Genomic DNA, 13,075 nt, shown 5'->3' on the forward strand with positions numbered 1-13,075 from the left:
GCCCCTTATAAAAGGATGCAGCGATACGGAGCGCTATCCGCGCGTTGCCCCCGGTCGCCAAAGAACGTCGCTCGCCCCGTTTTGGTTCACCGCACGCGCGGCGACGAACAGGAAATCCGACAAGCGGTTAACATACGCTAATGCCAGCGGATTGATCGGGTCGTCGACCGCGACCACCGCGCGCTCGGCGCGGCGCGTGATCGCGCGCGCCAGATGCAGCGCTGCGGCGCCCGGCGATCCGCCCGGCAGGATGAAGCTGGTCAGCGGCGCCATCTGTGCGGTCATCGCGTCGATCTCGCCTTCGAGCCGCTCGACCTGCGAACCGATGATCCGCAGCGTCATTTCCGACGGCGCGAAATCCTCGCCCGGCGTCGCGATGTCCGCGCCGAGATCGAACAGGTCGTTCTGGATCCGCTCGAGCGCTCGGCCAAGCGGATGATCGCCCAGCGCCACCGCGGCCACGCCGATCGCGCTGTTCGCCTCGTCGACATCGCCGATCGCCTGCATCCGCGGGCACGCCTTGGACACGCGCGACCCGTCGACCAGCCCCGTGGTCCCCGCGTCGCCGGTCCGCGTGTAGATCTTGTTCAGCTTCACCATGACGGTACGCCCTTCGGGCTCAGGTCCGGCCCGCGGCGAACAGGATCAGCACGACGATCAGGATCGCGATCGCCTGAAAGAAGATGCGCTGCTGCATCATCCGGTTCGATTTCAGCGACGCGGCGCTCGGCCCCCCGTCCTTCACCTGCGCCGACTGGTCCTGCAGGAACGTCACCACCCCGCGCACCAGAGCAACGAGCGTCGCGATCATCGCCGCGATCAGGAGGATGACGAGGAAGGTGTTCATGACGACAATCTAGGCATGCGCGCCCCGCCCCGCAATGGCCGTTCCGCCGGTCGCCGGACAAGCCTCGAAACGGGCGGAATTCTACGCTGACAGCCCCAATCTTCCCGGCTAGCATCGTGACAAATGGGGGAATGAGTATGCGTAACGGACGGATCGGCGCCAGCCTGGCGATGCTGGCTATGTTGAGTGCGTGCGGCGGAGACTCCGGCGCGGTGTCGGGATCGACCGGCGGTACGCCCGGGGTGTCCACCCCGACGACCGGCACGACGACCCCGACGACCGTCGCCGGGTGCAGCCTGCGCGAGCGGCAGGACTGGGCCGCGGCGCAGCTGCGCGAATGGTATCTGTTCCCCGAGACGCTGCCCGCCAGCCTCGACCCGACACCCTATACGACCGTCGACGCCTATATCGACGCGCTGACCGCGACCGCGCGCGGCCAGCGCCGCGACCGCTATTTCACCTATCTGACGTCGATCAAGGAGGAGGACGCCTATTATGAGGCGGGTTCCAATGCCGGCTTCGGCTTCCGTCTCGGCATCGATGGCAGCGGGCGGCGCGCCTATGTCATCGAATCCTTCGAAGGCGGCGCCGCGCTGGCGGCGCAGGTCGATCGCGGTGCGGAAATCGTCGCGATCGGGACCAACGCCAACACGCTGCGGACCGTCAGCGCGATCTTTGCCGCAGAGGGCAGCGCGGGCGTCTCGACCGCGCTCGGCCCGGACACGGTCGGCACCAGCCGCGTGCTGCAGATCCGCGACGCGCAGGGGACGCGCGACATCACGCTGACCAAGACCGATTTCGCGCTGCTCCCGGTCTCCAGCCGCTACGGCGCGAAGGTCATCGCCGATGGCGGCCGCAATTATGGCTATATCAACCTCCGGACCTTCATCTCGACCGCCGACCCCGCGCTGCGCGCCGCCTTCGCCAGCTTCCGCGCGCAGAACGTCACCGATATCGTCATCGACCTGCGCTATAATGGCGGCGGGCTGATCTCGATCGCGGAGCTGATGACCGACCTGCTCGGTCGCAACCGCGCGACCTCCGAAGTCTCGAGCTACACGACCTTCCGCACCGAAAAATCCGCCAACAACACGACGCGCTTCTTCGCGCCGCAGCCCGAATCGATCGCGCCGACGCGCGTCGCGTTCATCGGCACGGGCGGGACCGCCTCGGCGAGCGAACTCGTCATCAACGCGATGATCCCGTATCTGCACAGCGCTGCCGGGCTGATCGGCACGAACACCTATGGCAAGCCCGTCGGCCAGATCGGGCTCGACCGCGCCGCCTGCGACGACCGTCTGCGCGTGGTCGCGCTGTCGACGCAGAACGCCGCACGCCAGGGCGCCTATTATGACGGGCTCGCCGGCACGGTCGAGGCGAGCTGCCGGGCCGAGGACGATATCCGCTATCCGCTCGGCGACCCGCGCGAAGCCTCGACGCGGCAGGCGATCGACTTCCTCGCCGGCCGCAGCTGCCTCCCCGTCACCGCGACCGCGGCCACCGCGTCGGCCCGCACCAGCACGCCCACGCCGACGACCGACCTCCCCACGCGCGCGCTGCTCATCCCCGACCACCCCACCACCCCGCAACGCGAAGTCCCCGGCCTCTACTGATCGCGCGCTATCGGACGCCCTGGACTGAACGCGCTGACACCCCCACCCACCCCGTCACCCTGACGAAAGTCAGGGCCCAGAGCCAAACACGCCGCGCTCCGTAACTCTGGATCCTGACGGTCGTCAGGATGACGGCAGGTGGGGAGCATCCTCCGCCAGCATCCCGCGCACCCCCGCCGCAACCGCGAGCCCGTCCTCCCCCCGTTCGCGCATCGCCGCAAGCGAGGGCGCACCCGTGCGCTTGGCGAGCCGCGCGCCATCCGCCCCCAGCATCAGCGGATGATGATGATAACGCGGCGTCGGCAACCCCAGCAGCGCCTGCAACAGCCGGTGCACGTCGGTCGCCGCGAACAGGTCGTCGCCGCGCACCACGTCGGTGACACCCTGCACCGCATCGTCGAGCGTCACCGCGAGATGATAGCTGGCGGGCGCATCCTTCCGTGCGAGCACCACATCGCCCTGCGCCGCCGGATCGGCCCGCACCGTCCCCGCGCGCGCATCCGCCCAGTCGAGCGGTCCCGTCACGCTGAGCGCCGCCGCCATGTCGAGCCGCCAGCAATGCGCCTCCCCCATCCGCGCCGCGACCTCGGCGGGCGCCAGCTTCCGGCACGTCCCCGGATAGACCGCGCCCTCGCCCTCATGCGGCGCCGACAGGCTCGCCGCGATCTCCGCGCGCGTACAGAAACACGGATAGAGCAGCCCGCGCGCGTTCAATCCGTCGAGCGCCGCCTGATAGGATGCGAGCCGCGCCGACTGGTAGGACAGATCGTCCCAGTCCAGCCCCAGCCAGCGCAGATCCTCCACGATTCCCGCGACATGCTCGGGCCGGCTGCGGCCCATGTCGATATCCTCGATCCGCAGCAGGAACCGCCCGCCCCGCGCCCGCGCAAAGTCGTGCGCGCGGATCGCCGACAGCGCGTGGCCAAGGTGCAGCCGCCCCGTCGGACTGGGCGCGAACCGCGTCGTGACGAATTCCGCGCCCTTCACTGGACTTGACCCCATGTCCCGCGCCGTGCTGTCATGACCCTGTCATGCCGGTGCGCGAAAGCGCGTCCGGGACTTTTGTGGGAGGAGCCGTGTTTCACCCCGACCTGATACGCCACCCGGATGGATGTCCGGCGCTCGTGCTCAACGCCGATTATACGCCGCTCTCCTATTATCCGCTCAGCGTCTGGCCCTGGCAGACCGCCGTGAAGGCCGTCTTCCTCGATCGCGTCGATATCGTCGCCAATTACGAACGCGAGGTGCGCAGCGCGAGCTTCGCGCTGAAGCTCCCGTCGGTGATCGCGCTCAAGCAATTCGTCAAACCGTCGCAATTTCCCGCCTTCACCCGTTTCAACCTGTTCCTGCGCGACAAGTTCACCTGCCAATATTGCGGCAAGCTGCGCGATCTCACCTTCGACCATGTCATTCCCCGCGCGCAAGGCGGGCGGACCACCTGGGAAAATGTCGTCACCGCCTGTGCGCCGTGCAACCTCAAAAAGGGCGGGCGCACCCCGCGCCAGGCCGCGATGCCGCTCCATCTCGAGCCGATCCGCCCGACCAACTGGCATCTGCACGAACATGGCCGCAGCTTCCCGCCGAATTATTTGCACGAAACCTGGCATGATTGGCTCTACTGGGACATTGAACTCGAAGCGTGACCGTCCGGCCGCGCAGCATTGTGCGGGAGACGGGTCGATGCGGGTGATGATGGGTGTGATCGCGGCAGGACTGATCGTCGCGGGTTGCGGCGACAAGGACGCGCAGCGCGCAGAGGCGGATGCCGGCGCGGTCGGCTTCGTGCCCCCCTCGGTCACCTCGCGGCTCGATTTCGGCGCCAGCATGGAACGCCGCTTCCGCACGCTCGACCGCAATGCCGATGATCGCATCACCAAGGACGAGCTGCCCTCCCCCAATGCACGGATCAAGGCGTTCGACCGCAACAAGGACGGCGTGATCACCGAAGTCGAGTGGAGCGAGGGCACGTTGCGATGGTTCGACCGGATGGACCTGAACCACGACGGCACCGTCACCTCCGAAGAGCGCGCCGAAGCCCGCAAGCGCGAGGGGCGGTGATCGCCTGTAACTTTATGTCCTGACCGCACGGCTTCAGGCGCGGATTTCATCGCCGATTGCGGGTTCGGCGGTTGACCTGATCCCTGTCGCAGCGCAGCAAGGCGCATGGCCAGTCTTCCCGCAATCGCGAACAATTCCGACATCCGTTTCCTCGGCACGCTGCTCGGCGACGTCATCCGCAGCTATGGCGGACCGCGTCTGTTCGAGGCGACCGAGACGATCCGCAAGGCCTCGGTCGAGCGTCACCGCGGCCTTGCCGAGGGCCGGACCGACGATCATGCCGCGGTCGATCTCAGCCTCGAAAAGCTCAGCCTCGACGAGACGCTCGATTTCGTCCGCGGCTTCATGCTGTTCTCGATGCTCGCCAATCTGGCCGAGGACCGGCAGGGGATCGCGGCGGAGCATGGCGCCGACCTCGCCTCCGCGATCGCGCAGCTCGAAGCCGAGGGGATCGACCGGACGCAGGTCCGCGCGCTGCTCGACCATGCGCTGATCGTCCCCGTCCTCACCGCGCACCCGACCGAGGTGCGGCGCAAGAGCATGATCGACCACCGCAACCGCATCGCCGAGCTGCTCGCGCTGCGCGATGCGGGTCGCGACACCACCCCCGATGGCGACCGGGTCGACGACGCGATCCTCCGCCAGATCGCATTGCTGTGGCAGACGCGCGTGCTGCGCCGCGACCGGCTCTACGTCACCGACGAGGTCGATACCGCGCTCAGCTATCTGCGCGACGTCTTCCTCCCCGCCTTGCCCGCGCTCTATCAGCGCTGGGATCGCGCACTCGGCGAACGCACGCCGAGCTTCCTCAAGCCCGGCAGCTGGATCGGTGGCGACCGCGACGGCAACCCCTATGTCACCGCCGATTCGCTCAAGACCGCGCTCGCCCGCGCGAGCGAGGCGGTGCTCGGCTATTATTGCCAGGCGGTCCACGCGCTCGGCGCCGAGCTCTCGATCTCGACCGAGCACGCCGTCGCCGACCCCGCGGTCGAGGCGCTCGCTGCGGCAAGCGGCGACGACGCCACCAGCCGCGCCGACGAACCCTATCGCCGCGCCTTGTCGGGGATCTATGCGCGCCTCGCCGCGACGCACCAGAAACTGACCGGCAAGGCCGCGCCGCGCCCCGGCCGCCTCACCGGCGCCCCCTATGCCAGCCCCGCCGATCTGCGCGCCGATCTCGTCACGCTCGCCCACGGGCTCGGCACCGCGCTCAAGAGCGGCGGCGCGCTCGGCCGGCTGATCCGCGCGGTCGAGACGTTCGGCTTCCACCTCGCCACGCTCGACCTGCGCCAGAACAGCGCGGTCCACGAACGCGTCGTCGCCGAACTGCTCAGGGTGTCGGGCGTCGAGCCGGACTATCTCGCGCTCGACGAGGACGCGCGCGTCGCGCTGCTTCGCCGCGAACTCGCCAATGCGCGCCCGCTCACCACCCGCTTTGCCGCGTATAGCGACGAGACCGCGGGCGAACTCGCCATCCTCCAGGCCGCCGCCGACGCGCATGCCGCCTATGGCCCCGCCTGCATCACCAACTACATCGTCTCGATGGCGCAGTCGGTCAGCGATCTGCTCGAGGTGAACCTGCTGCTGAAGGAGGTCGGGCTCTACCGCCCCGGCGACACGCCGACCGCCGCGATCATGGCGGTGCCGCTGTTCGAGACGATCGGCGATCTCGAAGCCGCGCCCGCGGTGATGACCGCCTGGTTCGCGCTGCCCGAGATCGCGACGATCGCCAAGGCGCGCGGTCATCAGGAGGTGATGATCGGCTATTCGGACAGCAACAAGGATGGCGGCTACCTCACCTCCACCTGGCAATTGTCCAAGGCGTCGACCGCGCTCAGGCCCGTGTTCGAGCAGGCAGGCGTCGGCATGCAGCTGTTCCACGGCCGCGGCGGCGCGGTCGGGCGCGGCGGCGGCTCGGCCTTCGCAGCGATCCGCGCGCAGCCCGTCGGCACCGTGCAGGGCCGCATCCGCATCACCGAACAGGGCGAGGTGATCGCCGCCAAATACGGCACGCGCGACGCCGCGATGACCAATCTGGAGGCGATCGCCTCGGCCACGTTGCTCGCCAGCCTCGAACCCGAACGCCTGTCGAACGCCGACACCACGCGCTTCTGCGCCGCGATGGACTGGCTCAGCGACACCGCGTTCCACAGCTATCGCGACCTCGTCTACGGCACGGTCGGTGGCGACGAGCGCGGCTTTCGCACCTTTTTCCGCCAGATGACGCCGATCGCCGAGATCGCCGGGCTCAAGATCGGCAGCCGTCCCGCCAGCCGCACCAAGTCCGACCGGATCGAGGATCTGCGCGCCATCCCCTGGGTGTTCAGCTGGGCGCAGGCGCGCGTCATGCTTCCCGGCTGGTACGGCGTCGGCCAGGCGCTCGCCGGGTTCGAGGACAAGGCGCTGCTGCGCGACATGGCGCAGGGCTGGCCGCTCTTCGCCTCCGCGCTCGCCAATCTCGAGATGGTGCTGGCCAAGTCGGACATGGCGATCGCCGCGCGCTATGCTGGGCTGGTCGAGGATCCGGCGCTGCGCGACACCGTCTTCGGCCGGATCCGCGACGGCTGGCAGCAGACGCATGACGGGCTGCTCGACGCGACCGGCCAGTCGCGCCTGCTCGAAAAGCACCCCGCGCTCGAGGCGTCGATCCGCCTCCGCCTGCCCTATATCGAGCCGCTCAACCTGCTCCAGATCGAACTCATCAAACGCCGCCGCGCCGGCGAAGAGGATGCCCGCATCGGCGAAGGCATCCTCCTCTCGATCAACGCCATCGCCACCGGCCTGAGAAACTCAGGCTAACTCCCTCTCCCCTCGGGGGAGAGGGAAGGGGCCCGCGGCCCTTGCCGCGGGAAGGGTGAGGGCCAGTGAGGCCAAGACCCTCACCCCAAACCCCCCACCCAGAACCCTCAGTCCGCCGCACCAAAAAACGGCGCCGCAATCTCCGGCCGCACGCGCAGCAACCGCCCGCTCGCCCGGTCGAGCAGCGCCCAGGTCGTCACCGCGTCCAGCTTCACACGCCCGTCGTCGCCGACGAACCGCACATGCCGGTCGAACCGCGCGCCCTTCGGCCCGCCCTCGACCCAGGTCTCGCCGGTCACCGTCTCGCCCGCGACCACGCTGCCGCGATAGTCGATCTCGTGCCGCGTCACGACCCAGACATAGGCGGCCTTGTGCTCGGCGGGCGCGACCGCCTCCCAATGCGCGGTCGCGATCCGCTGGATCCACTGGACCCAGACCGCATTGTTGACGTGCCCCAGCTCGTCGATATCCGCCTCGGCCGCGGTGATCGTCATCGTGAAGGTCATGCGCTGCGCTCCCGCCATTTCCGCCACGCGAACCAGCCGCCGCCGACCGCCAGCAGCGCCGCCGCGCCGAGCAGGATCAGCCGCCCGGTGCCGATCCGCCCGAGCATCTCCTCGATGACGTTGCCGAACGCATAGCCGATCGCGCTGAACACACAGCCCCACACGATCGCCGCGGCGAGGTTCACCGCCAGGAACAGGCGCTGCGAAATCCGGCTCGTCCCGATCGCGATCGGGCTGACGGTACGGATCCCGTAGACGAAGCGATAGGCGAAGATGAACCGCCGCGGATAGCGTTCGAGCAGGTCGATCGCGCGCGCATAGGCCGACCGCCGCCGGATCGCCGCAACGGGGCGCGACTCGCGGAAATACCGACCGCCCGCAAAGAACAGTTGGTCCGCGACGAACGACCCGATCACCGCCGCCGCCATCGCACCCGCCAGCGACACCAGCCCCTGATGCGCCAGCACCCCGCCCGTCACGACCGCCGCCTCCCCCTCGACCCCTGCCCCCAGAAAGATCGCCACGACGCCGTACCGCGCCACCAACGCCTCGATCGTCACGCGGAAACCGATTCTAATTCACGCGAAGGCGCGAAGGCGCAAAGATAGGTGGTTCGCGCAGAGGCGCAGAGGACGCTGAGAATGGCGTGCATCTTCTCTCTGCGTCCTCCGCGTCTCCGCGCGAAAACTCTAAATCTTCGCGCCCCTTCGGCGAAGCTCAGGACAGGCTTCGCGCCTTCGCGCGAACCAAGAATCATCCCGCGACGCCCAACTGCCACAGCACGAACGCATGCTCCTCCGCCGCCTCGCGCAGCGACTCGAACCGGCCCGACTTGCCGCCATGCCCCGCGCCCATGTTGGTCTTGAGCAGCAGGACATTGTCGTCGGTCTTCATCAGCCGCAGCTTGGCCGCCCATTTCGCGGGCTCCCAATAGGTCACGCGCGGATCGTTGAGCCCGCCGCTGATGAACATCGGCGGATAGGCCTGCGCCTTGACGTTGTCGTACGGCGAATAGGAGCGGATCAGCGCGAACGCCGCCGGATCCTCGATCGGATTGCCCCATTCGGGCCATTCCCCCGGCGTCAGCGGCAATTCGGCATCGAGCATCGTGTTGAGCACGTCGACAAACGGCACGTCGGCGATCACCGGGCCCCAAAGCTCGGGGTCGGAATTGACCACCGCCCCCATCAGCTCGCCACCCGCAGACCGCCCCGCGATCGCGATCCGCCCCGCAGACGTCCACTTCGCGTCGACCAGCGCCTTGGCCACGTCGACGAAATCGTTGAACGTGTTCTCGCGCTTCTCCAGCTTGCCGTCGAGATACCATTGCTGGCCGAGGTCATCGCCGCCGCGGATATGCGCGATCGCATAGGCGAAGCCGCGGTCGAGCAGGCTCATCCGCCCGGTCGAGAAGCCCGGCGGGATCGCATAGCCGTACGCGCCATAGGCATAGAGGAACAACGGCGCCGACCCGTCGCGCACGAACCCGGCCGGATAGACGATCGACACCGGAATCTCGGTGCCGTCGCGTGCGGTGATCTTCAGCCGCTCGGTCGCGTATTTCGCCGCGTCGTAACCGCTCGGGATCTCCTGCACCTTGAGCATCGTCCGCTCACCGGTATCGACGTCATAATCATACACCGTCCCCGGCGTGACCATCGACTCATAGCCGAGCCGCAGCACGGTCATGTCATATTCGGGGTTATCGCCGAGCCCGGCGACATAGCTCGCCTCGGGAAACTCGATCCGCTTGCCCTCGGTCGGCGTCTCGTACCGGTGGATCGCGATCTGATCGAGCCCGTCCTCGCGCCCGTCGACCACGAAGAAGTCCTGATAGCACTCCACCCCGGTCATGTAGAAGGTCGGGCTGGCCGGGATCAGCTCGGTCCACGCGCCCGGCTCCTCGACCAGCGCGGTGCACAGGCGGAAATTCGGATCGACGTCGTTGGTGTGGATGAACAGCGTCCCGTCATGCTCGTCGACGTCATATTCGCGGCCCACTTTCCGCGCCGAGACAAGGATCGGCACCGCCAGCGGCTCGTGCGCGGGCAGCAGGTAGATCTCGCTCGTCACATGGTCGCTCGTCGCGATCACGATCCACTTGCGCGAACTCGTCTCGCCGACGCCGACGCGGAAGCCCTCGTCCTCCTCGTGGAACAGCACGACGTCGTCCGTGATCGGCGTCCCCAGCCGGTGGAACCGCGCATTGTCGGTCCGCCACTGCTCGTTGGCGAGGCCATAGAGGAAGCCCGCATCGTCCGCGGTCCACACGATCTCGCTGAGCATCCCCGGAATCACGTCGGGCAGATGCTCGCCGGTGTTCAGGTCCTTGACCCGGACCTCGAACCGCTCGCTGCCATTGTCGTCGATCGCATAGGCGAGATAGCGCCCGTCATTGCTGACCGAGAACGCGCCGAGCCGGAAATATTCATGCCCCTCGGCCAGCGCGGGCTCGTCGAGCAGCAGCTCGTCGTCACCGCCCGCGACGGGCTTGCGCCACCATTTCTTGTACTGGCCGCCGGTCTCGTAGGCGGTCCAGTAAAGCCAGTCGCCGTCCTTTTGCGGGACCGAGGATTCGTCCTCCTTGATCCGCGCCTTCATCTCTTCGTACAACGTGTCGGTCAGCGCCTTGTGCGGCGCCATCTGCGCCTCGAAATAGGCGTTCTCGGCGGCGAGATACGCCAGCACGTCCGCGTCATCGACCTCGGGATAGTTGGGATCCTTCAGCCACGCATAGGGATCCTCGATCGTCACGCCATGCGCGGTGAAGCTGTGCGGCCGCTGCTCGGCACGCGGCGGTACGGATGGGGTCTCGGGCGAAGAGATGGCAGGGGAATTCATGGTCATCCCCCCTGTTACCGCCCCCACGACCGGAAGCCAACGCACCACGCCCCCTCCCCGCAAGCAAACCCCGCTGTCCTACACGCCGCGTTTCTGTCACAATACGCGCCATGCCCCTCCCAAGGCCCTGTCCCGGCCCCAATCGCCCGCACACGCCCCGCCCGCGCGGCACCCGACCGGCACGCTCGACCTGACAATGCCGCATATTTTGCTGCCAGCGTCTCAACATTCACAACATTCAGATCGACGAAAGCCCCGATGACCCGATCCAACCCGACCCGACTCACCGCCCTGCGCGCCCATCTCGCCGCCGCCGGCCTCGACGGCTTCGTCGTGCCGCTGACCGACGAGCATATGAGCGAATATGTCGGCGGCTATGCGCAGCGGCTCGGCTGGCTGACCGGCTTCCAGGGCTCGGCGGGCAGCGCCGCGGTGCTCGCCGACCGCGCCGCGATCTTCACCGATGGCCGCTACACGCTCCAGGTCCGCGAACAGGTCGATGGCGATCACTGGGAATACGCCCCCGTGCCGCAGACCAGCGTCGCCGCCTGGCTCGGAACGCACGTCGCCGAGGGCGCGCGGATCGGCTATGACGCGTGGCTGCACACCAGCGCCTGGGTCGCCGAAGCCAGCGCAGTGCTCGCCGATCGCGGCGCGCAGCTCGTCGCGGTCGACGCCAACCCGATCGACGCGATCTGGACCGACCGCCCCGCGCCCTCGCCCGCCAGGATCACCATCCAGCCAGACGCGTTCGCCGGCGCCTCGTCCGCCGAAAAACGCGCGCGGATCGCCGACTGGCTCGCCGAACAGCGCGCCGACGCGGTCGTGCTCTCCGCGCTCGATTCGATCGCCTGGACGCTCAACATCCGCGGCGACGACGTCAGCCACACCCCCGTCGCGCTCAGCTATGCGATCGTCGGCGCCGATGGCACCACCGACCTGTTCGTCGCACCCGAAAAGCTCGACGACACCGTCCGCCAGCATCTCAGCAACGCGGTCCGCGTCCATGACCGCGCCGCGTTCCAGCCCGCGCTACGCGACTTCGCCGGCAAGCGCGTCGCCGCCGACCCCGAACGCGCCGTCGCCGCGATTTCCGACGCACTGACCGCCGGCGGGGCCAAGGTCCTCGCGCTGCGTGATCCCGTCGTCCTCGCCAAGGCGCTCAAGAACCCGGTCGAAATCGCCGGCCACCGCGCCGCCTCGGTCCGCGACGGCGCCGCGCTCGCGCGCTTCCTGCGCTGGGTCGAGACCGACTGCGCCGACGGCAGCCAGACCGAATTGTCCGCCACCGCGAAGCTGCTCGCCTTCCGCGAGGCGACCGGGCTGCTGAAGGACACGTCGTTCGACACGATCTCGGCCACCGGCGCACACGGCGCCAGCCCGCACTACCACTGCACCGAGGAGTCGAACGTCCCCCTCGAGCCCGGCCAGCTTTATCTGGTCGATTCGGGCGGGCAATATGCCGATGGCACCACCGACGTGACGCGCGTCATGCCGATCGGCGCACTGTCACCCGAACAGGGCAAGGAGATCCGCGACCGCTTCACCCGCGTGCTCAAGGGCCATATCGCGATCGCGACCGCGGTCTTCCCCGACGGCACGCTCGGCGGTCAGATCGACGCCTTCGCCCGCCGTCCGCTTTGGGAGGCCGGCCTCGATTTCGCGCACGGCACCGGTCACGGCATCGGCGCCTATCTGGCGGTGCACGAGGGGCCACAGCGGATCGCCTCGCCCAACTATCCCGGCGGCGCGGCGATGGAGCCGCTGCGTGCGGGGATGATGCTCTCGAACGAGCCCGGCTATTACAAAGCAGGCGAATACGGCATCCGGATCGAGAATCTGCTGCTGATCGAACCGCGCACGATTCCCGGCGCGGACCGCGCGATGCTCGGCTTCGAGACGCTGACCTTCTGCCCGATCGAGCGCACGCTGATCGAACCCTCGCTGCTCACCGGTCAGGAACTCGCCTGGCTCAACGCCTATCACGCGCAGGTGCTGGACACGCTCTCGCCTGAAATGACCGGCGACGACCTCGCCTGGCTTCAGGCAAAATGCGCGCCGATCGGCTGACCGCCTCAGTCCACAGGCGGCTCGTCCGTAGGGGGAGCCACGGCGGGCTCGGCCGCCGCGGCACGCGCCTGCGCCTTGCGACGGCGCAGATTCTCGCGCAGCGCGGTGGCCATGCGGGCTGCTTTTTCCGCCGCTTTTTCATCGTTCGATTGCATAATAACGCCCTACATCGTCGCGCGACGCCTTGACAATCGTCCCGCCCTCGTCTCTTAGCCCCACTCCGCCGACAGCGATGTCGACGAGTGCTGCCGTAGCTCAGTGGTAGAGCGCATCCTTGGTAAGGCTGAGGTCGTGAGTTCAATCCTCACCGGCAGCACCAGCTTTTTTCATCCGACCGCCGC

Annotated in this window: 12 protein-coding genes and 1 tRNA gene; 6 read left to right on the forward strand and 7 right to left on the reverse strand. The window is 68.1% G+C overall.

The window, feature by feature from the left end:
• Positions 1-33: 33 nt before the first annotated feature.
• Positions 34-600 carry a cob(I)yrinic acid a,c-diamide adenosyltransferase gene (locus IFT54_RS00065; RefSeq protein ID WP_031395689.1) on the reverse strand — a complete coding sequence of 189 codons (567 nt, stop codon included), beginning with the start codon at positions 598-600 and terminating at the stop codon, positions 34-36.
• A 19-nt stretch (positions 601-619) separates the two neighbouring features.
• Positions 620-847: a twin transmembrane helix small protein gene (locus tag IFT54_RS00070; RefSeq protein WP_031395690.1), complete on the reverse strand. Its 228-nt coding sequence runs from the start codon at positions 845-847 to the stop codon at positions 620-622.
• Between the two features lie 137 nt (positions 848-984).
• Between IFT54_RS00070 and IFT54_RS00075 the strand changes: the two genes are divergently transcribed.
• Complete coding sequence (locus IFT54_RS00075) at positions 985-2,460, forward strand: S41 family peptidase (protein WP_244180484.1); 1,476 nt, start codon at positions 985-987, stop codon at positions 2,458-2,460.
• A 123-nt stretch (positions 2,461-2,583) separates the two neighbouring features.
• Here the strand turns inward: IFT54_RS00075 and gluQRS are convergent, their stop codons facing one another.
• Positions 2,584-3,447 carry a tRNA glutamyl-Q(34) synthetase GluQRS gene (gene gluQRS / locus IFT54_RS00080; protein ID WP_342354737.1) on the reverse strand — a complete coding sequence of 288 codons (864 nt, stop codon included), beginning with the start codon at positions 3,445-3,447 and terminating at the stop codon, positions 2,584-2,586.
• A gap of 89 nt (positions 3,448-3,536) precedes the next feature.
• On the opposite strand from gluQRS, the gene IFT54_RS00085 reads away from it, so the two are divergent.
• The 3 genes from IFT54_RS00085 to ppc all read left to right on the forward strand — a co-directional run bounded on the left by IFT54_RS00085 (position 3,537) and on the right by ppc (position 7,317).
• Positions 3,537-4,103: an HNH endonuclease gene (locus IFT54_RS00085; RefSeq protein WP_031440448.1), complete on the forward strand. Its 567-nt coding sequence runs from the start codon at positions 3,537-3,539 to the stop codon at positions 4,101-4,103.
• Positions 4,104-4,140: 37 nt separating this feature from the next.
• Entirely contained in the window at positions 4,141-4,518 is a 378-nt protein-coding gene (locus tag IFT54_RS00090) for an EF-hand domain-containing protein (protein ID WP_056409745.1), read from the forward strand.
• 105 nt (positions 4,519-4,623) lie between these two features.
• Positions 4,624-7,317 (forward strand): phosphoenolpyruvate carboxylase, encoded by a 2,694-nt coding sequence (gene ppc, locus IFT54_RS00095; RefSeq protein WP_192069236.1) that lies wholly within the window; start codon positions 4,624-4,626, stop codon positions 7,315-7,317.
• Positions 7,318-7,424: 107 nt separating this feature from the next.
• On the opposite strand, the gene IFT54_RS00100 is transcribed toward ppc, so the two are convergent.
• The 3 genes from IFT54_RS00100 to IFT54_RS00110 all read right to left on the reverse strand — a co-directional run bounded on the left by IFT54_RS00100 (position 7,425) and on the right by IFT54_RS00110 (position 10,664).
• Positions 7,425-7,823, reverse strand: coding sequence for an acyl-CoA thioesterase (locus IFT54_RS00100; RefSeq protein WP_192069237.1), 399 nt, complete (start codon positions 7,821-7,823; stop codon positions 7,425-7,427).
• Positions 7,820-8,383: a VTT domain-containing protein gene (locus IFT54_RS00105; RefSeq protein WP_192069238.1), complete on the reverse strand. Its 564-nt coding sequence runs from the start codon at positions 8,381-8,383 to the stop codon at positions 7,820-7,822. Before IFT54_RS00105 ends, IFT54_RS00100 begins: the two co-directional genes overlap by 4 nt.
• Positions 8,384-8,576: 193 nt before the next feature.
• Positions 8,577-10,664: a S9 family peptidase gene (locus IFT54_RS00110; protein ID WP_244648411.1), complete on the reverse strand. Its 2,088-nt coding sequence runs from the start codon at positions 10,662-10,664 to the stop codon at positions 8,577-8,579.
• 258 nt (positions 10,665-10,922) lie between these two features.
• Between IFT54_RS00110 and IFT54_RS00115 the strand changes: the two genes are divergently transcribed.
• Positions 10,923-12,734 (forward strand): aminopeptidase P family protein, encoded by a 1,812-nt coding sequence (locus tag IFT54_RS00115; protein ID WP_192069240.1) that lies wholly within the window; start codon positions 10,923-10,925, stop codon positions 12,732-12,734.
• A gap of 5 nt (positions 12,735-12,739) precedes the next feature.
• Here the strand turns inward: IFT54_RS00115 and IFT54_RS00120 are convergent, their stop codons facing one another.
• Positions 12,740-12,889 carry a hypothetical protein gene (locus tag IFT54_RS00120; RefSeq protein ID WP_192069241.1) on the reverse strand — a complete coding sequence of 50 codons (150 nt, stop codon included), beginning with the start codon at positions 12,887-12,889 and terminating at the stop codon, positions 12,740-12,742.
• A gap of 89 nt (positions 12,890-12,978) precedes the next feature.
• Here IFT54_RS00120 and IFT54_RS00125 point away from each other — a divergent pair.
• Positions 12,979-13,053: transfer RNA gene (locus IFT54_RS00125), tRNA-Thr, on the forward strand.
• Positions 13,054-13,075: the final 22 nt, after the last annotated feature.

The sequence above is a fragment of the Sphingomonas sp. CFBP 13714 genome, from assembly GCF_014842205.1.
Classification (GTDB): Bacteria; Pseudomonadota; Alphaproteobacteria; order Sphingomonadales; family Sphingomonadaceae; genus Sphingomonas; species Sphingomonas aerolata.

Excerpts from the sequence above, each read along its gene's own strand:
- IFT54_RS00065 (WP_031395689.1), bottom strand. The coding sequence starts at position 600 with ATGGTGAAGCTGAACAAGATCTACACGCGGACCGGCGACGCGGGGACC.
- IFT54_RS00070 (WP_031395690.1), bottom strand. The coding sequence starts at position 847 with ATGAACACCTTCCTCGTCATCCTCCTGATCGCGGCGATGATCGCGACG.
- IFT54_RS00075 (WP_244180484.1), top strand. The coding sequence starts at position 985 with ATGCGTAACGGACGGATCGGCGCCAGCCTGGCGATGCTGGCTATGTTG.
- IFT54_RS00090 (WP_056409745.1), top strand. The coding sequence starts at position 4,141 with ATGCGGGTGATGATGGGTGTGATCGCGGCAGGACTGATCGTCGCGGGT.
- ppc (WP_192069236.1), top strand. The coding sequence starts at position 4,624 with ATGGCCAGTCTTCCCGCAATCGCGAACAATTCCGACATCCGTTTCCTC.
- IFT54_RS00100 (WP_192069237.1), bottom strand. The coding sequence starts at position 7,823 with ATGACCTTCACGATGACGATCACCGCGGCCGAGGCGGATATCGACGAG.
- IFT54_RS00110 (WP_244648411.1), bottom strand. The coding sequence starts at position 10,664 with ATGAATTCCCCTGCCATCTCTTCGCCCGAGACCCCATCCGTACCGCCG.
- IFT54_RS00115 (WP_192069240.1), top strand. The coding sequence starts at position 10,923 with ATGACCCGATCCAACCCGACCCGACTCACCGCCCTGCGCGCCCATCTC.
- IFT54_RS00120 (WP_192069241.1), bottom strand. The coding sequence starts at position 12,889 with ATGCAATCGAACGATGAAAAAGCGGCGGAAAAAGCAGCCCGCATGGCC.